Below are 20,049 nucleotides of genomic sequence, written 5' to 3' on the forward strand. Positions count from 1 at the left end.
AAAAGTGAAGAGAACGTAAGCAGGAGGTAAATGAAATGAATAACGTGGATCATAAAGGCAAGGCATCCACTCGCTTTGTTGTCATCGGTTTGCTGTTAGGGATTTTTATGGCAGCGATGGACAACACCATTGTCGCAACAGCAATGGGAAGCATCGTCGCCGATTTGGGCAGTTTTGATAAATTTGCTTGGGTGACTGCTTCTTATATGGTGGCAGTGATGGCCGGTATGCCGATTTATGGAAAGCTTTCAGATATGTATGGTCGAAAGCGTTTTTTTCTGTTTGGACTTATTTTCTTTTTAATTGGATCTGCGCTGTGCGGCATCGCACAAACGATGGATCAGCTTATTATTTACCGTGCGATTCAAGGACTTGGAGGCGGTGCTCTTCTTCCGATCGCTTTCACGATTATCTTTGATATCTTCCCGCCAGAAAAGCGCGGGAAAATGTCCGGTATGTTTGGTGCAGTTTTTGGTCTATCCAGTGTATTAGGACCGCTGTTAGGAGCAATTATTACGGATTCGATCGGCTGGCATTGGGTGTTTTATATTAACGTACCAATCGGTATTGTCAGTGTGTTCTTGATCGCCAAATTTTATCAAGAATCGCTCGAGCATCGCAAGCAGAAAATTGACTGGTCAGGTGCCATTACACTTATCGTTGCGGTTGTCAGTTTAATGTTCGCCCTTGAGCTTGGCGGTAAATCGTATGCGTGGGATTCTGTTCAAATCTTGACACTATTTGCTGTGTTTGTTGTCTTTGGCACCATCTTCTTCATTGTTGAACGGAAGGCAGAAGAACCGATTATTTCATTTTGGATGTTTAAAAATCGTTTGTTTGCGACATCTCAAATTTTGGCGTTTTTATATGGCGGGACGTTTATTATTCTAGCTGTCTTTATTCCTATCTTCGTCCAGGCAGTGTACGGTGAATCTGCAACAAGTGCCGGGTTCATTTTAACACCGATGATGATTGGTTCCGTGATTGGCAGTATGATTGGCGGAACGATGCAGACGAAAGTACCTTTTAGACGATTAATGACCATCTCTGTGATTTCATTTTTTGCTGGGATGCTGCTGCTTGCCAATATGTCGCCTGATACAGCAAGATTGTGGCTTACGCTCTTTATGATGATTTCAGGTTTTGGCGTTGGATTTAGCTTCTCCCTTCTGCCATCTGCTTCAATGAATGATCTCTCTCCGCGCTACCGCGGCAGTGCTAATTCTACCAATTCGTTCATGAGATCACTTGGGATGACTTTAGGCGTGACGATTTTTGGAACGATTCAAACCAATGTCCTGACAAATCGTTTAGCAGATGCTTTTAGCGGAATGAAAGGAGCTTCTTCTCAAGTTGGTGATCCACAAGCCATTTTCCAAGAGGGGGCACGCTCACAAATTCCGCCTGATATTTTAAATAAAGTGATTGATGCGATGTCACAAAGTATTACGTATGTATTTATGATTGCTTTATTCCCGATTGCACTTGCGGCGATTACGGTCGTTTTTATGGGAAATGCACGAGTACGTACATCAAATGAAATGAAAGAAAACGAATAATGTGAAAAAAGCAGAGCGATGCGGCTCTGCTTTTTTTCATCTTATTGATATAAAAGTTGGGCTTTTCCTTCGCTGCCAACGATCTTTATTTTAGATGTGACCATGTCTTTGGCTGCTTGTTTTGCTTTTTGTAAATACATACGCGGATCTAAGCTTTCAGGTTCGTTTGAGAAATGATCACGAATCGCTTCAGAGTATGCATTTTTCAGTTCAGTGGACACATTGACCTTTGCCATACCGAGTGCGACACATCTTTTGACATCCTCATCTGGTACAGCTGAACCACCATGAAGGACAAGCGGCACATCGACAAGCGCTGCAATTTGTTCAATGCGGTCAAAGTCGATATCCGGCACCCCTTTATAAATGCCGTGGGCCGTGCCGATCGCAGGTGCTAAAGTAGGTACACTAGTATCTTCTACAAATTGACGGCATTCTGATGGAATGGCTTTTTGAGCATCCTTTTCATCCACGACAATATCATCTTCTACCCCGCCTACCTTGCCTAACTCGGCTTCTACATTCACACCTACTTTTAAGGCAAGGTCCACCACTTCTTTTGTGCGGCGTACATTTTCTTCATATGAATGCATGGAAGCATCGATCATAACGGATGTATATCCCGCTCGTATACAAGTAAGAATCACATCAAAATCAGTGCAATGATCGAGATGAAGGCCGATTGGTATTTGGTATTGATCAGCTGCCGCCTTTACTGTATCTGCAATGGCTTTTGCGCCAAGCGATTGGACCGTGCCAACCGTTGTTTGCAAAATGACAGGTGATTTTAATTCAGCTGCCGTTTCGAGTACCCAGTAAATACTATCAAAGGAATGTACATTGAATGCGACAATTCCGTATTTTTCTTTTTTTGCTGCTTCAAGCATAGGTGTTGTGGAAAGTAAAGGCATGGTCAAACATCCTCTCTCGTCAAAATATCTGTTTTTAATACAGCGAGCATTTCTTCATTTGTTCTTGTTTCGAGCAGTTTTTGCCGTTTCGTTTCATCCATTAATCCGCGTGAAAGAGCAGAAAGTGCTTGTAAGTGAGTGGTTCCTGCTTCACTTTTTGGAATGAGTAAGGATAAGAAGAAAAAGCAAGGCTTTCCATCAAAAGCGTCCCATTCGATTCCGGTTTCTGTACGGACGATGACGAGTGCCGGTTTTGTGATGGTGTCTGACTGTGTATGCGGAATGGCAAATCCATCTTGAAAGCCGGTTGTACTAAGAGCTTCTCTTTCAGCTAGTCCTTTTTTGACAGCCTCAGGAGATGTACAAATCCCTGCTTTAGAGGCAATGTCAGCTATGGCTGCGAAAACGCCAGCCTGTGAAGAAGCGGTTTCATGTAGATTCATATAAATATGTTCCATCATTTCTCTTCCTCCCTATTAAACTGCGGGTTTGTCTATTTTCTTGCGGTAAAGTCCGTATAGAATCGCACCTACAAGTGATCCGATGAGTATGGATAGTACCCACTGGAATGCACCTGTGACGACTGGAAGGACAAGGAATCCGCCATGCGGAGCTGGAACCTGTACGCCAAACAGATACGTCAATATAGCAGAGATGGCGGAACCAAACATGATAATTGGCAGTACAACGACTGGGTTTTTTGCTGCAAATGGAATGGCTCCTTCGGTAATATGAGTCGCTCCGAGAATATAGTTGATCATCCCAGCATTTCGTTCTTGTGGTGTAAAATGTTTTCGGAAAATCGTTGTGGCAATTGCGATGATAAGCGGCGGTGTGATACATGCTGCTGACACCCCTGCCATGAAGTAAAGGTTACCTTCTGCGAGTAAAGCCGTTCCTGTGACATAGGCTGCTTTGTTAAAAGGTCCTCCCATATCAAATCCACACATGGCTCCAACAATTAAACCTAAAAGCAATGGATTTGTGGATTGAACTGATGAGAGAAAATCCATTAATGAATTATTTAGCCCTGTAATTGGAACTAATAGCGGGGTCATGACAGCCCCAATTAAGAAAATACCAATGACAGGATAGATGAAAATTGATTTTAATCCGTCTAGTGATGCTGGTAATTTTTGAAGCAGGAATTGAAGAAGTACGATGATATACCCTGCTGCAAAACCTGCGATAATACCACCTAAGAATCCAGCGCCTCCATCGTTTGCAAGCAAGCCACCGATAAATCCGACAACCATCCCTGGGCGTTTCGCGATTGAATCAGCGATAAATGCTGCTAAAATAGGTACCATTAAGCTAAAGCCGAGCCCGCCAATGTTTTTCAAGTAGGCAGCAAACGGATGATACGTTTCATGCTGAGGATCAGCTGAGTAAATACCGAATAGAAAAGATAAAGCAATTAAGACCCCGCCTCCAACAACAAATGGAAGCATATGTGATACACCGTTCATTAAATGTTTGTAGATGGTGTGTATCCACTTATTCGCTGACTTTTGTTGAGCTGATGAAGGCGCAGATGTTGTTTCTGTTCCAGAAGCTCTTCCTTTCACTTGATGAACGGGGGCTTCTCCATTGATAATGCCTTGAATCAGTTCGTTTGGTGTGCGAATCCCCTTGGCTACAGGCACTTCAATCAGTGGTTTGCCGTGAAAGCGATCTGTATTCACATCTTTGTCAGCAGCGACAATGACCCCATCGGCCTCCAAAATGTCTTGATCCGTTAAAGCGTTTTCAATTCCTACTTGACCATGCGTTTCAACTTTGATGTCGACCCCTAATTGCTCAGCTGCGATTTTTAATGCCTCAGCTGCCATAAATGTGTGCGCAATGCCTGTTGGACAGCCAGTGGCAGCGACAATTTTCTTGCGGCTCATGTGAACTCCCCCTTATATGTTCTGAATGTGTATTTGCTCAATTAATAAATCAATGTCATGTAAATCACTTAACCCTTTTGAAAAGGCGGTAGATGCCCCTGTTGCAATGCCGTATCGTAAGCATTCTTCATGAGGTTGTCCTTCCAGCTGTTTACTTAGGAATGCAGCGAGCATGGCATCACCAGAACAAGCCGTGTTTACGACCGTTCCTATTGGTGCATTTCCTTTTAATACGGCTTCGTTTGTAAGGAATAGAGCTCCTTCTCCTCCTCGGGAAATGAGTACTTGCTCTGCACCCATCTCGATCAGCTTTCGTCCTGATTCAACGAGTTCTGTTTCTGATAAACGGTGGGTTTTCCCAAAAAATGCGGCAATCTCTTCTTCATTTGGTTTTAGTAAATATGGTTTGTATTGAAGTGTTTCTAAAACCGCTTTAGAGCTTGTGTCTAAAATAAATTTCACGTTGTTTTGATGACAAATAGCGGCTATCTCTGAGAAAATGCTAGCAGGAACGCCTTTAGGCAGACTGCCTGACATAATGAAGATGCTGCCTTTTGGAATGGTCGAGATTTTTTCGCGAAAGGCATCAAGCGCTTTTGCCTCAATAGCAGGTCCTTGATTCACAAGCTTGTATTCTTCCGTTGTGTTAATAAATACATTAATGCGTGTAATCCCATCCACTGGGATAAAATCGGTTTGAATGGAGAGATCTTTTAACGATTGTTCAATATATGAACCTGAAAACCCAGCAATAAATCCTAATGCAGTGCTGGTGAAGCCATATTTCTTTAGCATAATGGACACATTAACACCTTTTCCATTCGGCTGATAATCCTCATCTTCAGTGCGGTTGACTGTATCTGCCCGCATTTCTTTTAATGCAATATATAGGTCAATAGCAGGATTTAAGGTGCAGGTATAAATCAATTGGTTTCACCTTCTTTCTTTTCTCTAAAGAAAGTATCTCATACGATTCAGTGAAAATGTTTTCAGATTGTGTAAAGGTTTTCACGGTAAAAAGCCTCCCATCATAAAGTGTAGAAGGCTTTTTGAGTGTTTATTTCATCCGAATCACATAGGCGTCTAGTAAAATGCGGGCAATGACATGAAGCGACAGGCGGGACCTGACTTCATAATCTGGGAAGAATGATTGTTCCCCTTTATATCCGACGAGTGTCATATCTGATATTTTACTTAATGTAGAATCAATTCTAGTTGTGACCGTAATGGTCGTGACCTGCTTCATACTGAGGTTTTGGCAGGCTTCCACTAGTTCTGACGTTTCTCCATTTAATGAAACAAAGATGGCAAGTTCGTTTTTATCAATGTCACGCGATTTGAGCCGAATGATATTCGGGTCGTCATGAACTTCACATGTTTTTCCGATGAGCTGCAATTTGATGGTCATCTCTTTGGCGATCATCTCTGAAAAGCCTCTGCCAAAAATATAAATTTTGTCCGCATCATGGATCTTTTGAACCGCATCCTCAATTTGCCCAATACTTTGCAGTTGAATCGTCTTTAAGACCTCTTCTTCATTTTTTCGAATGGCTAGTTTGATGTCTTCGTCAATATTTTTTAGTTGATCACTATCATCTGTCATTTTCTTTTCTTGTTTCAATCGATATTTAAAGGATGTATAGCCGTTGTATCCGATTTTCTTCATCAGTCTGACAATGGTCGCTGTCGACACGTTGGCTCTTTCACTTAATGTGACGATGGATAAGGTGGAGATATCCTCTAAATGCTGGTGAATATAATGCAGTAAATAACGTTCTGTTTCACTTAACGTTTGGTACACATCACTTGGTATATTAAATAATGGTTCATTCAATGCGATTCCCCCTTACTCATTTCATACTATAATTAAATGCCCTATGAAAACAAGGTGATTCTTTTATCCTGTATTTTTCATTGGGAAAGCTGGATGAGTGAAATTTTGTTTTTAACATAAACTAAGAAAAAGAACGGTTTGTGTGAAAGGAGTTGATCACTGTGCTTCAATTCTTGTTTTTTCTGATCCTTTTATATGTGGTGTATGTATTTTTGACCGCATTTGTCTTGTTTTATTTACCGTTTCAAAAAACATGTAAAGAACATTGCATCTATAAAGCCTCTTCTATCTCAGGAGACGACCAAGGCATAAATCAAGTCATGCTGCTTGATGACGGATTTGAATCAGGTCAAGTGAGAGTTCAAATGATTCGAGAGGCTGAAAAGAACATTCGTTTGAGTTATTATTCCATTCAAAAAGGAAAAACCGCCGAATGGGTGCTTGGTGCTTTAATTGAAGCGGCTGATCGAGGAGTAAAAGTTCAGCTGTTGTTAGATGGCATTTGCCATAGCCTGCGTGGACCGCTGAAGCATTTGCGTTATGCTGTGGCGAATCATCCGAATATGGCCATTCGTTTTTATGAGCCTTTTCGTTTGTTCAAGCCATGGACGTGGCATAACCGCCTTCACGATAAGCTTCTTTTGGCAGATGGCAGGGTCGCTGTCATGGGCGGCAGAAATATTGGTGATAAATACTTTGCAGATCAGCCGCCGAAAGACTTTGCGTATGACCGAGATGTGCTGCTGTACAACGCCAAAAAAGGAAAAGTATTAGATGAAATGGAGCAGTATTTCGTTTATTTGTGGAATCATGATTTTACGAAAAGAACAAAAGATGTATTTTCCAAGGCAAAAGCGAAAAAAGGAAAAAAGTTAAGAAAACAGCTGCTTCGATCTTATCAGGAAGCCATTCGTACAAAAGAACCCTTTGTCATGTCCACATATGATTGGGCAAAAGACGCCATTCGTGCAAAACAGATTGCATTTTTCACAAATCCAGTGGAACGCTTAAATAAACGTCCGCTCGTCTTGAAAAAGTTAAACGATCTCGCACAGCGGTCAAAGCGTTCGGTTCTTATCCAGACGCCTTATGTCATACCGACACGGCCAATGAAAGACGGGCTCACGCCATTACCAAGTGATATTCAAACGACGATCGTGACGAATTCTCTTACAGCGACACCAAACCCTTTAGCATTTGCAGGATATTTAAGCACGAAAAAGGAATTGATGAAAACAGGTGTTCATTTGTATGAATATCAAGGTCCGTATTCAATTCACGCCAAATCAATGGTCATTGATGATAACTTAAGTATTATTGGAACATATAATCTAGATGCAAGATCCAGCTTTTTAAATACTGAATCGATTTTGGTGATTGATAGTGCACCATTTGCGTTATCTCTTACGGAAGCAATCGAACGAAAAATCGCTTATAGTGTTCTCGTAGCGAAAGATCGAACAGAATATAAAGCAAGCGACTATGGACAGAAAAAAAAGCCTTTCATGAAAAGTCTCCTTTTAACTGGTTTATCTACCATAACGGTTTTATGGCGGCGGTTGATTTAAATAAAAGGGCAGCTACTTTTGTGGCAGCCCTTTTTCTCTGGACTGCTCCTCTTCTATTGGTTCAAGCTTGGTTAACTTAAATACGAGGATTCCTGCCACAATGACAAGTACACCTAATAATTTTGTAAAAGAAAATGTTACTTTTTCTAACCCAAGCCAGCCAAGCGAATCAAATAGAAGCGCACAACCTAGCTGGGAGGTGAGAACAATCGAGATTCCATAAGTGGGACCGAGACGTTTGATGCTCTGAACAAGACAGATGACAACGCCTACCCCGATGGCTCCGCTTATCCAGTACCAGGCTTCCATATGCCTTAATTGAAACATGCCGGTTCCTTCTAACAAAAGACCCATCAGAAGTGAAGCGATAAAGCCCATTCCTAGAACTAGCGTCGTTGTTGACCAAGAGCCTGTATGCTCATTGACTTTACTATTAAAAATGGTTTGTAAGCTGACAAGTGCCCCAGCAGTGACAGCTAATATTATTCCTATGATCATATATAAGTCCCTTCGTTTCTTCTATTCATAAATGTTGTGTTCTGCTATTTCTAAAAGCCCTTTTTGATCACAAATCGTAATCTTTCCTCTTCGCCTTTCAATCAGCCCTTTTTCTTGGAACTGCTGAATGACCCGATTAATATGGCGGTAGCTTGTTCCAATTAAGCTCGCTGCATCCGTGAGGCGAAGCGTGCGTGCGCGTGCGTCATCATCACTTGTTAAAACAGACAATAAATAGCTTGCAAGCCTGACCTCTACAGGGTATAAAAGGTGAAAGCTTAAATCATTTGATTTTGTATAAAATTTGTTTGTGATGCCCTTGAGCAAAAAGGTTAAAACTCGAGGATCGTCCTTTGCATGCCGCATGAGGGCTTGATGAGAAATCCTGAGCATATGTACTTCTGTAACGGCTTCAACTGTATTGACCATATCTGTCTGCTGAACGTATTCAATATCTCCAATCGCTTCAAGAGGGTTTTTAAAGCAAAGAATAAATGTTTTTCCTTCCTTTGTGGTGGTGAAAATCTTTAATTTTCCTTTCACCAGCAAGTACATATACTCCCTTTTATCCCCTTTTGAACAAATCAGCTCACCTTGCTGATAGCGCCACAAGCTCACATGTGAGATGAGTTTTTGATGAAAGACATTCTGTAACTGATGCGTCTTCATATAAGAGGAAAAAAGAGATTCATCATGCAGCTCCTCCATCTGATGCCCTCCTTTATAGTTTTAAGATGATGACGCCTGCAATCATTAAAAAGATGCCTGCATAATGGGGCCATTTCATTTTTTTCTTCTGAACACCAAACCATCCTTTTGCATCGATGGCAAAGGTAAACGCAAGCTGTGCGATAAGTAAAGCAGCGATGGTGAGTGTCACACCAATGATTTGAATGGCAGTGACCTCATTAAAGATAATAATGGCTGCAAATGCACCTCCAATTAAATAAAGCGGCTGCACTTTTTTGTATTCCTTAAAGTGGCCATCCCGTACGATGAGTAAAATGACGAGAGAGATGATAAACCCTGTCAGCTGCGTGATCGTTGCCGCCTGCCACGTCCCGATATCTTGACTAATTCTGGCGTTGGCTACGCCTTGCAGTGTAATACAAGCTCCTCCTAATAATGCAAAAATAACACCTTTCATTCGTTCAAAAGCTCCTTCTTTTTTCAGTCTAGTTCCATTAAATGATAGATGCCCTCATGTTGAAAAGGACATATGTCCCACTTTGCGTATTATATCAGAAACTTTTTCTCATGCAGTTTCTCTGTTTTAGATTTTTCACAGTGGGTACAGTTTTATATGAGCTGAAAACAGAATATTGGATTGAATCACATATAAAAAGGAGACATGTCAGAATGAGAAATCAAGAGAAACACTTTATTAATGGAGAATGGGTCGCATCAACAGGAAACGAAACGACGGAGGTCATTAACCCTGCGACAGAGGAAGTCATTGGCACCATTAGTTTAGGAACGAAAGAAGATTTAGATCAAGCTGTCAAAGCAGCTCGAGCCGCCTTCCCTTCTTTCTCAAAAACATCTCGAAATGAACGAGTAGAAATGCTGGAAAACATTGTGCGCGGGTACGAAAAACGCAAGGATGAACTTGTAGAAGTGATGACAAAAGAGCTTGGTGCACCGCTGAAAGTGTCCGAAGAAGTTCATTACAAAATGGGTTATGAACATTTTTCTAAAGCAGCGGAAGCACTGAAATCTTATACATTTACCGAAGACCGCGGTGGACATTCGATTATAAAAGAAGCAATTGGTGTCAGCGGATTGATTACACCGTGGAACTTCCCGACGAATCAGACATCTCTTAAAATTGCGGGTGCCATTGCGGCAGGCTCAACAGTTGTCTTAAAACCAGCAGAAATTACCCCTTTTGCTGCGATGATTCTTGCAGACATTATTGATGAAGCAGGTGTACCGAAAGGAGTCTTCAACTTAGTAAACGGAACGGGTGACGTGATTGGTGACGGCATTAGCTCACATCCTGATATTGACTTCGTTTCATTTACAGGATCAGGTGCCGTCGGCTCTAAAATTATGGAAAACGCAGCGGACAATGTGAAGAAAGTAGCACTTGAGCTTGGCGGAAAATCCCCTCTTATCGTCTTAGACGATGCAGATGTGGACGAAGCAGCAGAAACAGCTATTCATCATATTGCAATGAACACAGGTCAAGTATGCTCTGCAGCTACACGTGTGCTGATTCCAGAATCAATGAAAGACAAGTTTGAAAAGGCGCTGCTGAACGCCCTGCCGAAGTTTACAGTTGGTGATCCGAGAGAAGATCACGCTACTGGCCCGCTTGTTTCTAAAAAGCAGTGGGATACGGTGCAATCTTATATTGAAAAAGGAATCGAAGAAGGTGCTACCCTTCTTGCTGGGGGAACTGGAAAGCCAGACGGAATCGATAAAGGATATTTCGCCAAGCATACCATTTTCACCAATGTGAAAAATGATATGACCATTGCACAAGAAGAAATCTTTGGGCCAGTCATGAGTGTGATCACGTATCAAGACCTCGATCATGCCCTTGAGATCGCCAACGATACAGTGTATGGTCTTGCCGGGTATGTTGTTGGTCAAGATGAAAAAACATTAAAATATGTCGCTGAACATATTCGTGCCGGTCAAATCACCATTAACAATGCAGAAACAGATTACTTTGCCCCATTTGGAGGCTTTAAGCAATCAGGTATCGGAAGAGAATGGGGAGACTTCGGTATCGAGGAATATTTAGAAGTGAAAGCTGTGATGGGACTTCCAACGGCGTAAGTCAGGCGAAAAAGAGGAAAACGGTGATCCGTTTTCCTTTTTTTGTGCCCTCTCCCCTATTCATCCGTGTTTTGTCATTAGAAATCTTAATCATGACAATCAATATTATATATTTTACTTAATGGCAAACTTTCGGTAAAGTTCAAATTGAACCTATATATATAATTCCTATCGAATTAATCTATGTTTATATTCCTTGTGAGGTGGATATTGTTGCAACTTCATGTATTGAACAGTCCGTTTAGCCAGGAGCAGGCAGAGTTACTCAATCAGCTGCTTCCGACTTTAACAGATCAGCAAAAAATTTGGCTTACTGGTTATTTATCAGCGCAGGCAGCGCTTGCCGGCTCAGAAGCTGTCACTCCGGCGCCTTCTGCCGCAGCACCTGTACAGCCTGTGAGCAAAGATGTGACCGTGCTTTATGGGTCGCAAACAGGCAATTCCGAAGGGTTAGCAAAAAAGACAGCCCAGCATCTTGAAGAGAAAGGCTTTCAAGTGACGCTCTCTTCTATGTCCGATTTTAAACCGAATAATCTGAAAAAAATAAACAATTTACTGGTCATTGTCAGCACACATGGCGAAGGAGATCCGCCGGATAATGCCCTTTCGTTCCATGAATATGTTCACGGCAGACGTGCGCCAAAGCTCGATCATTTAAGCTTTTCTGTCCTTTCATTAGGTGACAGCTCATACGAATTCTTCTGTCAGACAGGAAAAGAATTTGATGAACGCTTCCAAGAGCTTGGCGGTACTCGCCTGTTTGACCGAGTGGACTGTGACCTTGATTATGATGAGCCGTTTTCAGAATGGCTTCAAGGTGTTGCCTCTTCTTTGAGTGAAGGTGAAGCTGTCTCACTGCCGCAAGAATCAGCGGGAGCCAACAGTACGGCCGTTTCTGAATATTCAAGAACGAATCCTTTTTATGCTGAAGTTCTTGAAAATATCAACTTAAATGGGCGTGGATCTAATAAAGAAACACGTCACTTAGAGCTTTCGCTTGAAGGTTCAGGTCTCGTGTATGAGCCAGGTGACAGCCTTGGCATTTATCCGACAAATGATCCTGCGCTTGTCGACGAACTGATTCAAACATGCGGGTGGAATGCAGAAGAATCCGTCACCGTTCATAAAAATGGAGACACTCTTCCTTTAAAAGAAGCACTCACCTCGCATTTTGAGATCACGGTTTTAACAAAACCACTTCTTCAAAAGATCGCTGAACTGACAAAAAGCGAATCCTTGCATGCCCTTTTAGAAGAAGGAAACGAAGAAAAACTGAAAGAATATATCGCAGGCCGGGACTTAGTAGATGCGGCTCGTGATTTCGGTCCTTTTGAAGGAACCGCCGCAGATTTCACAGCCCTTTTAAGAAAAATCCCTGCACGCCTTTATTCCATTGCAAGCAGTCTCAAGGCAAATGACGAAGAGGTTCATTTGACGATAGGGGCTGTCAGATATGATGCGCACGGCAGAGAACGCCAAGGTGTCTGTTCGATTTTATGTGCAGAGCGCCTGCAGCCAGGTGATACGTTACCTGTTTATATTCAGCACAACCAAAACTTTAAGCTTCCTCAAGATCCAGATGCACCGATCATTATGGTAGGACCAGGCACAGGCATCGCCCCTTTCCGTTCATTTATGCAGGAACGTGAGGAACTGGGTGCAAACGGAAAGTCATGGTTATTCTTCGGTGATCAGCATTTTGTGACGGATTTCTTATACCAAACGGAATGGCAAAAGTGGTTAAAGGACGGCGTCTTAACGAAAATGGACGTGGCTTTTTCAAGAGATACTGAGGAAAAAGTGTATGTCCAGCACCAAATGAAGAAACAAAGCAAAGAATTATTTGAATGGCTTGAGCAAGGTGCTTACGTCTATATTTGCGGAGATGAAAAGCATATGGCGCATGATGTCCACAATACCCTTCTATCCATTATTCAAGAAGAAGGTGCGATGAGCAAAGAAAAAGCAGAAAGCTATCTTGCCAACTTACAGCAGCAAAAACGCTATCAGCGTGACGTTTATTGATTTGATGCTTGAAAGAAAGGAGCTTTTACTTACATGGTGAAGACAGCATTAACAGCGCCGGATGGACCTCCGAGCGACGTAGAGGAAATCAAAGAAAAAAGTGATTATTTACGGGGTACGTTAAAAGAAGTGATGCTTGATCCGATTTCAGCGGGAATTCCGGATGATGACAACCGTCTGATGAAGCATCACGGCAGCTACTTACAAGATGATCGTGATCTGAGAAATGAACGACAAAAACAAAAGCTTGAGCCTGCCTATCAATTTATGTTGCGTGTCCGTCTGCCTGGCGGAATCGCCACATCTAAGCAGTGGCTTGTGATGGATGAGCTTGCTCACAAATACGGAAACGGTACGTTAAAGCTGACGACTCGTGAAACCTTTCAGCTTCACGGTATTTTAAAATGGAATATGAAAAAAACCATTCAAGACATTCATTCTACTATGCTTGATACAATCGCTGCTTGCGGCGACGTGAACCGGAATGTCATGTGTACATCAAACCCCTATCAATCAGAAGTGCACCATGATGTATACGAGCTGGCGAAAAAATTAAGTGATGACCTGCTCCCGCAAACAAGAGCTTATCACGAAATTTGGCTTGATGAGGAAAAGGTTGCGGCAACGCCAGATACGGAAGTTGAACCGATGTATGGTCCGCTTTATTTGCCAAGGAAATTCAAAATTGGTGTGGCGGTCCCTCCCGCTAACGATATTGATGTCTTTTCGCAGGATTTAGGTTTTATTGCCATTATCGAAAACGATCAACTGGTCGGTTTTAATGTCGCAATTGGCGGCGGAATGGGTATGACGCATGGTGATACAGCGACTTATCCGCAGCTTGCAAAGGTCATCGGCTTTTGTACACCTGAACAGGTCGTAGAAATTGCCAAACAAGTCATCACCATTCAACGTGACTACGGAAACCGTTCCGTGCGAAAAAATGCCCGCTTTAAATATACGGTGGACCGCCTTGGTCTTGAGAATGTAAAAGAAGAGCTTGAGCGCCGTCTTGGGTTTACTCTTTTAGAGGCAAAGGATTATCACTTTGATCATAACGGTGACCGTTATGGCTGGGTAAAAGGCATCAATGGCAGATGGCATTATACGATGTTTGTAGAAGGGGGACGCATCACAGATTATGATGATTATCCGCTGATGACAGGCATCCGCGAAATCGCCAAAGTTCATACAGGTGACTTCCGTTTAACCGCCAATCAAAATTTAATCATTGGGAATGTGACAACTCATAAAAAGAAACAAATCGAACAGCTCATTCAGAAGTTTGGCTTATCAGACGGCCAGCAGCACTCTGCCCTGCGCCGCAGCTCAATGGCTTGTGTATCTTTGCCAACATGCGGTTTAGCGATGGCTGAAGCAGAGCGCTACCTTCCACGATTGATTGATAAAATCGAAGACATTGTTGAAGAAAATGGATTAAGTGATAAAGAAATCACCATTCGAATGACTGGTTGTCCAAATGGTTGTGCTCGTCATGCGCTTGGAGAGATTGGATTTATCGGAAAATCACCTGGTAAGTATAATATGTATCTCGGTGCCGCATTTGATGGCAGCAGATTAAGTAAATTATACCGTGAAAATGTGGGTGAGGAAGACATTCTAAAAGAACTTGGCTCTCTTCTCCCCCGCTACGCAAAAGAACGAGAAGAAAATGAACATTTCGGCGATTTTGTCATTCGGGCAGGGATTGTGAAAGAGACAACAGATGGAACGAATTTTCATGTGCAATAAAAAGAGACAGGAACCATCCTGTCTTTTTTATTTTTTCTGTTTCTTATTCAAGTATTCGGTCAGACTCTTATATACATTTGGATTGTCTAATGAAGATAGATCGGGTGAAAGCTGCTCTTCATACGCCCCTTTAAGTAAACGTCGTACGATTTTTCCATTCCTTGTTTTCGGCAAAGCTGAAATGAGATGAACTTCTTTTGGTGTGAGCGCTTTTCCGGCATGTGAACCAACATGGGCTGAAAGCTCTTGGATAAGGGCAGCTTCTTCAAAAGCATGCGGACTGGTCACGATGAAACAGACGAGCGCCTCCCCTTTCACCTCATCCTTTACCCCAATCACAGCGGCTTCATGCACGGCAGGATGCCAGGTAAGGATGGATTCAATTTCAGCTGGCCCGATGCGTTTCCCTGCTGTATTAATGACATCATCCGATCTGCCGGTGATGTGGAATTCTCCGTCCTCTGTTTGCATGACCCAATCTCCGTGTGTCCATACACCGTCAAATCGTTTGAAATAAGTATCTTCATAACGCTCCGGTTCGTTCCAAAAACCACATGTCATGCCGACCCATGGCTTTTTCACCACAAGCTCCCCTACTTCATTCATCACGCTTTGCCCAGCTTCATTGTATACATCTGCCGCCATTCCTAAGATCGCCGCATTAAAGAGAATCGGTTTGATGGGGCGAAGCAGCGTACTGCCTACAATGCCACCAGAAACCTCGGTTCCTCCTGAATAATTTAAGATTGGAATGTTCTTTTGACCAATGGTGTGAAATAACCATTGCCACGGAGCTTCATTCCATGGTTCCCCTGTAGAAATAATGGCTTTGACATGCGATAGTTCGACCCCATCAATCGTTTGCTGCATCGCAGAACGAACAAATGTAGGGGAAAGTCCAAAATGAGTGACTTTCTTCTCGTGGATGAATGACCAGAGCTGCTGCTCATCTGGATAATCGGGAGCGCCGTCATATAAAACGATGGCAGCTCCATTGATCAAGCCGCCAAAGACGAGGAATGGCCCCATCATCCAGCCCATATCAGTCAGCCAAAACAGCCGGTCTCCTTTTGCCACATCCATACATAGCCCAGCATCAAAAGCTGCCTTTATCGGAAAGCCTGCGTGTGTATGAACGGCTCCCTTTGGTGTGCCGGTTGTGCCTGACGTATACAAGATCATCAGCGGGTCTTCATTTGTGACATAGGTCGCGCCGGTGAACGGCTGTTCTTTTAACAAATCATTCAGCAGGACATCGTCCTGATATCCGGTATGAGAGGAAGTGTGCACAATCACTTTTTGCACAGTTGTGGTTTTGTTGATGGCATCCGCCACACATTCCCGCATGTTGATCGTTTTCCCTCGCCGCATCATTTCATTCGCTGTGACGACAATGGATGCGCCTGACGCACGAATGCGTACAGCGAGTGGCTCGCTTCCATAGCCTGAGAAGACTGGGCTGAAAATAACACCAATCTTTGCAAAGGCAAGCATGACGGCGACCGTTTCTGGAAGCATTGGCATATAGATGATGGCTACATCCCCTTTTTGAAGTCCTTCTTTCAAAAAGCCAGCTGCAAGACGGCTCACTTTCTCTTGAAGTTCGAGAAATGACCATTTCTTTTCTTCACCGGCTTCATTGCTCCAAATGATGGCAGGCTGATGCCTCGTCTCTTCTTTTTCAGCCCATTTGTCCACAGCCGTTTCGGTGATGTTTAGTGTGCCGCCCTGATACCATTTCGGCCACATCAATGAGTGGTGACCTAATGCCGCTTCATATGGTTTTTTCCACTGAATGCCGACCGCCTTCTCCGCTTCTCTCCAAAACCAGTCTGTGCGTGCAATACTGGCTTGATAGAATGAGTCATACGTAGAAAAACCAAGAGATTTCATCCACTGATGCAAACGTGTTTTTTGGCTCTGCTTTTCTTCCGGTATCCATTCTGGTTTCAGGTTGATCATGAGGTCTGCCCCCTTTAGACCGGATAGACCGGATGTTTTCGTTTCGTAAATGTCATGTTTTTTGATGAATAGGCTAGTAATCTATGACAAAGTTCCGTTCTGAGACGGTCAAATGGGATGACGCCATCGACAATCATTTCAGAGGCAAGCTCATAGATATTCATATCTTCCTGGTATTCCTTCCGTTTCTCTTGTATAAATGAAGCCCTCTCTTCGGGCGGTAGTTCTGCAATTTTATTTGCATAGACGGCATTTACAGCGGCTTCTGGACCCATCACAGCGATTTGCGCCGATGGAAGAGCGAGACAGCAGTCTGGCTCAAAAGCAGGGCCTGCCATTGCATATAGTCCTGCTCCGTATGCTTTACGGACGATGACGGATATTTTCGGAACGGTCGCTTCTGACATAGCGGAGATCATTTTTGCCCCATGACGAATAATGCCGGCTTGTTCCACTTTTGTTCCAATCATAAATCCTGGTATGTCCGCAAGAAAGAGCAGCGGGATATGAAAGGCATCACAGAGCTGAATAAACTTGGCGGCTTTATCAGCTGAGTCGTGGAATAATACGCCGCCTTTGACCCTTGGCTGATTGGCAATGAGACCGACAGGCTGACCGTTCATTCTGCCAAAGCCGGTAATTAACTCTGCGGCAAACAGCTTTTTGATTTCAAAAAATGACCCTTCATCAATCAGTAAATCGATGAGTTGATACATATCAAATGGGGTATTCTGGCCTTTAGGGATTAAGTCTTGGATGGTGGTTTCAGATGGTTTAGGTGCTTTTGCTGCTGTCGTTTTTGGTTTTTCTGTATAGTTGGCAGGCATATAGGTTAAATAATCACGTGCAATTTGAATGGCCTCTTCCTCTGTTTTGGCTAATATATCTCCGCATCCAGAAATGCTGCAATGCATTTTCGCACCGCCCATTTCCTCAAGTGATACTTTTTCACCGATCACCATTTCAGCCATTCGCGGCGAGCCTAAATACATAGAGGCATTTCCTTCGACCATGACGACAATGTCACAAAAAGCAGGGATATACGCACCACCGGCTGCAGAAGGACCGAATAGTAAACAAATTTGAGGAATGCGCCCAGACAGCTTGACTTGGTTATAAAAAATGCGCCCTGCTCCTCTTCTGCCTGGGAACATTGCGATTTGATCAGTGATTCTTGCACCCGCTGAATCGACTAGATACAGCATCGGACAATTGAGCTTCTCGGCCGTTTCTTGAATTCGAATGATTTTTTCTACTGTTTTGACGCCCCACGATCCTGCTTTAACCGTAGAGTCGTTTGCCATGACACAAACAGTCTGCCCATTCATACGCCCGGTTCCGGTGACGACACCATCTGCTGGTAAATGTTCATCTTTGCACTCTGCAAACATGGCATCTTCAATGAAAGAATCCTCATCTAACAACAAATGGAGCCGATCACGGACAAATAATTTTCCTTTTTCTTTGTTTTTTTGATGGTAGCGTTCTGCCCCGCCCTTTTCAATTCGTTGTTTTTTTAATTCATATTCTTCGATCATAAACATTCCCCTTTCTTGCTATTTCCCTCTGTAATAAGGCGTTCGTTTTTCTTGAAAAGCCTTGAGACCTTCTAGTCGATCTTCTGTATGAATAAGCCGCAGATAAGCTTCGTATTCTTTCGTCAGCCCTGTTTGTAAATCGTGATCAAGGCTGGATTGAATGGCTTGTTTTGCTTCTTTTAAAGCGATTGGCCCATTTTTGGTGATTTGTTTTGCGAGTGTGATGGCATCATTCATCAGTGAATCGGCTGTAGAGATACGTTCAATCAGCCCAATTTGAACGGCTTCTTCTGCTCGTAAAGAAGTGCCTGTGAAGATCATTTCTTTCGCTTTCCCGGGTCCGATCAGGCGCGAAAGTCTTTGTGTGCCCCCTGCTCCCGGCAGGATAGCTAGTCCTGTTTCCGGCAGGCCGAGCGCTGCACCCGCTCTTGCGATGCGGAGATCACAGGCGAGCGCGAGCTCAAGACCTCCGCCAAGTGCGTGTCCGTTTATCACGGCAATGACAGGAACAGGCAAAGATTCAATGTCTGTAAAGGTTTGCTGAATGGTCAGAACGGCTTCTTTCGCTTCTTGTTCTGTCATCAATCGCCGTTCTTTTAAGTCTGCTCCTGCGCAAAAAACTTTAGCGCCAGCTCCTGTCATGAGCAAACAGCGGATGTTTGCATCATGTTTGATTTCTTGAATCGTTTGGTTGATTTCCTCTAGCATAGCAGCGGAGAGAGCATTGGCTTGTGCTGGTCTATTTAATGTCATGATGCCAATGTGATCTTGTATTGAAAAATTGATCAATGAAGTCATGTGATTCACCCTTTATCAAGTAGTGTGAGACTGAAAAGCGCGTAAACAGTGACTTGGCAGGGTTCGATCCACTTTTGCTTCAATCCATTCAGCCGCTTTAATCAAGCGAGGAAGGTCGACATTTGTTTCGATCCCGAGTTTGTGAAGCATGTGCACCACGTCTTCTGTCGCCACGTTTCCGCTGGAGCCAGGTGCATAAGGACAGCCGCCAAGCCCCCCGCTAGAGGCATCAAATATGGTGATGCCGGCTTTTAATGCTGTATAAATATTGGCAAGCCCCATTCCTTTCGTATCATGAAAATGAAGTGCGATTTTATCAGCAGGAAAGCGTTCAAGTAAAAGGTCTAACCGTCTTTCTACTTGCAGCGGATGGGCTTCCCCAATGGTATCCCCAAGTGATATTTCATCAATGCCGAAGGACAGCAGCTGTTCCGTTAATCGCAGCACTTGGTCCATCGGCACTTGTTTTTCATAAGGACATCCAAACACGGTTGAAATATAGGCCCGCGTTTGCCGTCCTTCTGCTTTTAAATCGGCTGTCATTTGTTTGATCACAGGCAATGTTTCCTGTATAGATCGATTCATATTCTTTTTGTTATGTGTCTCACTCGATGAGATAAACATAGCCCCTACCTCAAGGTTTGCTTCAAAAAAATGAGCTAATCCTTTTTCATTTGGGATGAGTGCGGCATAGGTGATATCCTCTTTTTTGTTTAATGATTGGGCTAATTCTTTGGCGTCTTTTAAGGCTGGAACCCATTTCGGATGAACAAATGAGGTGACTTCAATATAAGGAAGATGGGCTTCTTCGAGTAAATGGATCCATGTTCGCTTCTTCATTGTGTCCAGCCAAACGGATTCATTTTGTAGTCCATCGCGCGGGCCGACCTCTCTAATGAACACATTTTTTGGTAATGCCATGCGG

At 43.3% G+C, this 20,049-nt stretch carries 17 protein-coding genes; 5 read left to right on the forward strand and 12 right to left on the reverse strand.

Translation table 11 applies throughout. From position 1 onward, the window contains the following. The first annotated feature begins 35 nt into the window (after positions 1-35). On the forward strand, positions 36-1,559 hold the full coding sequence (locus MHI20_RS02975; protein ID WP_335350298.1) for an MDR family MFS transporter: 1,524 nt from the start codon (positions 36-38) through the stop codon (positions 1,557-1,559). Between the two features lie 41 nt (positions 1,560-1,600). Here MHI20_RS02975 and MHI20_RS02980 read toward each other — a convergent pair whose 3' ends face one another. The 5 genes from MHI20_RS02980 to MHI20_RS03000 all read right to left on the reverse strand — a co-directional run bounded on the left by MHI20_RS02980 (position 1,601) and on the right by MHI20_RS03000 (position 6,196). After that, positions 1,601-2,470 carry a class II fructose-bisphosphate aldolase gene (locus tag MHI20_RS02980; RefSeq protein ID WP_024718283.1) on the reverse strand — a complete coding sequence of 290 codons (870 nt, stop codon included), beginning with the start codon at positions 2,468-2,470 and terminating at the stop codon, positions 1,601-1,603. Positions 2,471-2,472: 2 nt separating this feature from the next. Then, complete coding sequence (locus MHI20_RS02985; RefSeq protein ID WP_039167830.1) at positions 2,473-2,931, reverse strand: PTS sugar transporter subunit IIA; 459 nt, start codon at positions 2,929-2,931, stop codon at positions 2,473-2,475. Positions 2,932-2,946: 15 nt separating this feature from the next. Further along, the gene (locus MHI20_RS02990; protein WP_024718281.1) at positions 2,947-4,362 is read right to left on the reverse strand and encodes a PTS fructose transporter subunit IIC; all 1,416 of its coding nucleotides are present in this window, start codon (positions 4,360-4,362) and stop codon (positions 2,947-2,949) included. A 12-nt stretch (positions 4,363-4,374) separates the two neighbouring features. Next, on the reverse strand, positions 4,375-5,289 hold the full coding sequence (gene pfkB, locus MHI20_RS02995; protein WP_178930231.1) for a 1-phosphofructokinase: 915 nt from the start codon (positions 5,287-5,289) through the stop codon (positions 4,375-4,377). 130 nt (positions 5,290-5,419) lie between these two features. Continuing rightward, positions 5,420-6,196, reverse strand: coding sequence for a MurR/RpiR family transcriptional regulator (locus MHI20_RS03000; protein WP_007499235.1), 777 nt, complete (start codon positions 6,194-6,196; stop codon positions 5,420-5,422). Between the two features lie 161 nt (positions 6,197-6,357). On the opposite strand from MHI20_RS03000, the gene MHI20_RS03005 reads away from it, so the two are divergent. Further along, on the forward strand, positions 6,358-7,764 hold the full coding sequence (locus MHI20_RS03005; RefSeq protein WP_340936639.1) for a phospholipase D-like domain-containing protein: 1,407 nt from the start codon (positions 6,358-6,360) through the stop codon (positions 7,762-7,764). Between the two features lie 12 nt (positions 7,765-7,776). Here MHI20_RS03005 and MHI20_RS03010 read toward each other — a convergent pair whose 3' ends face one another. From MHI20_RS03010 to MHI20_RS03020, 3 genes are read right to left on the reverse strand one after another with little or no spacing between them, the layout of a single operon-like run. After that, complete coding sequence (locus MHI20_RS03010; RefSeq protein ID WP_039167841.1) at positions 7,777-8,262, reverse strand: DMT family transporter; 486 nt, start codon at positions 8,260-8,262, stop codon at positions 7,777-7,779. A gap of 21 nt (positions 8,263-8,283) precedes the next feature. Then, positions 8,284-8,970, reverse strand: a complete 687-nt coding sequence (locus tag MHI20_RS03015; protein ID WP_268363482.1) for a Crp/Fnr family transcriptional regulator — start codon at positions 8,968-8,970, stop codon at positions 8,284-8,286. Positions 8,971-8,983: 13 nt separating this feature from the next. Continuing rightward, on the reverse strand, positions 8,984-9,409 hold the full coding sequence (locus tag MHI20_RS03020; protein WP_008343684.1) for a DMT family transporter: 426 nt from the start codon (positions 9,407-9,409) through the stop codon (positions 8,984-8,986). A gap of 212 nt (positions 9,410-9,621) precedes the next feature. Here MHI20_RS03020 and MHI20_RS03025 point away from each other — a divergent pair, with 212 nt between their 5' ends. From MHI20_RS03025 to cysI, 3 genes are all read left to right on the forward strand, one after another. After that, complete coding sequence (locus MHI20_RS03025) at positions 9,622-11,049, forward strand: aldehyde dehydrogenase family protein (RefSeq protein WP_340936642.1); 1,428 nt, start codon at positions 9,622-9,624, stop codon at positions 11,047-11,049. 213 nt (positions 11,050-11,262) lie between these two features. Further along, positions 11,263-13,074, forward strand: a complete 1,812-nt coding sequence (locus tag MHI20_RS03030) for an assimilatory sulfite reductase (NADPH) flavoprotein subunit (protein ID WP_340936643.1) — start codon at positions 11,263-11,265, stop codon at positions 13,072-13,074. A gap of 33 nt (positions 13,075-13,107) precedes the next feature. Beyond that, positions 13,108-14,826: an assimilatory sulfite reductase (NADPH) hemoprotein subunit gene (gene cysI / locus MHI20_RS03035; RefSeq protein ID WP_096881494.1), complete on the forward strand. Its 1,719-nt coding sequence runs from the start codon at positions 13,108-13,110 to the stop codon at positions 14,824-14,826. Between the two features lie 27 nt (positions 14,827-14,853). Here the strand turns inward: cysI and MHI20_RS03040 are convergent, their stop codons facing one another. Genes MHI20_RS03040 through MHI20_RS03055 form a run of 4 tightly spaced genes read right to left on the reverse strand, consistent with a single transcriptional unit; the run spans position 14,854 to position 20,045 of the window. Continuing rightward, the gene (locus MHI20_RS03040) at positions 14,854-16,788 is read right to left on the reverse strand and encodes an AMP-binding protein (protein WP_178896704.1); all 1,935 of its coding nucleotides are present in this window, start codon (positions 16,786-16,788) and stop codon (positions 14,854-14,856) included. A gap of 14 nt (positions 16,789-16,802) precedes the next feature. Continuing rightward, a complete protein-coding gene (locus MHI20_RS03045) occupies positions 16,803-18,326 on the reverse strand; it encodes an acyl-CoA carboxylase subunit beta (protein WP_135008806.1) in 1,524 nt (507 codons plus the stop codon). Positions 18,327-18,344: 18 nt separating this feature from the next. Further along, positions 18,345-19,124, reverse strand: a complete 780-nt coding sequence (locus MHI20_RS03050; protein ID WP_047947138.1) for an enoyl-CoA hydratase — start codon at positions 19,122-19,124, stop codon at positions 18,345-18,347. A 15-nt stretch (positions 19,125-19,139) separates the two neighbouring features. Next, a complete protein-coding gene (locus tag MHI20_RS03055) occupies positions 19,140-20,045 on the reverse strand; it encodes a hydroxymethylglutaryl-CoA lyase (RefSeq protein ID WP_178896703.1) in 906 nt (301 codons plus the stop codon). Positions 20,046-20,049 lie beyond the last annotated feature (4 nt).

It is taken from the genome of Bacillus sp. FSL K6-1106 (assembly GCF_038005245.1).
In the GTDB taxonomy this organism is placed as follows: Bacteria; Bacillota; Bacilli; order Bacillales; family Bacillaceae; genus Bacillus; species Bacillus altitudinis.

What these genes read in the sequence shown, in the direction of transcription:
- MHI20_RS03045 (WP_135008806.1), bottom strand. Translation starts at nt 18,326, where the DNA reads ATGATCGAAGAATATGAATTAAAAAAACAACGAATTGAAAAGGGCGGG.
- MHI20_RS02980 (WP_024718283.1), bottom strand. Translation starts at nt 2,470, where the DNA reads ATGCCTTTACTTTCCACAACACCTATGCTTGAAGCAGCAAAAAAAGAA.
- MHI20_RS03025 (WP_340936642.1), top strand. Translation starts at nt 9,622, where the DNA reads ATGAGAAATCAAGAGAAACACTTTATTAATGGAGAATGGGTCGCATCA.
- MHI20_RS03040 (WP_178896704.1), bottom strand. Translation starts at nt 16,788, where the DNA reads ATGATCAACCTGAAACCAGAATGGATACCGGAAGAAAAGCAGAGCCAA.
- MHI20_RS03010 (WP_039167841.1), bottom strand. Translation starts at nt 8,262, where the DNA reads ATGATCATAGGAATAATATTAGCTGTCACTGCTGGGGCACTTGTCAGC.
- MHI20_RS03055 (WP_178896703.1), bottom strand. Translation starts at nt 20,045, where the DNA reads ATGGCATTACCAAAAAATGTGTTCATTAGAGAGGTCGGCCCGCGCGAT.
- MHI20_RS03020 (WP_008343684.1), bottom strand. Translation starts at nt 9,409, where the DNA reads ATGAAAGGTGTTATTTTTGCATTATTAGGAGGAGCTTGTATTACACTG.
- MHI20_RS02975 (WP_335350298.1), top strand. Translation starts at nt 36, where the DNA reads ATGAATAACGTGGATCATAAAGGCAAGGCATCCACTCGCTTTGTTGTC.
- MHI20_RS02985 (WP_039167830.1), bottom strand. Translation starts at nt 2,931, where the DNA reads ATGATGGAACATATTTATATGAATCTACATGAAACCGCTTCTTCACAG.
- MHI20_RS03050 (WP_047947138.1), bottom strand. Translation starts at nt 19,124, where the DNA reads ATGACTTCATTGATCAATTTTTCAATACAAGATCACATTGGCATCATG.
- MHI20_RS02990 (WP_024718281.1), bottom strand. Translation starts at nt 4,362, where the DNA reads ATGAGCCGCAAGAAAATTGTCGCTGCCACTGGCTGTCCAACAGGCATT.
- cysI (WP_096881494.1), top strand. Translation starts at nt 13,108, where the DNA reads ATGGTGAAGACAGCATTAACAGCGCCGGATGGACCTCCGAGCGACGTA.
- MHI20_RS03015 (WP_268363482.1), bottom strand. Translation starts at nt 8,970, where the DNA reads ATGGAGGAGCTGCATGATGAATCTCTTTTTTCCTCTTATATGAAGACG.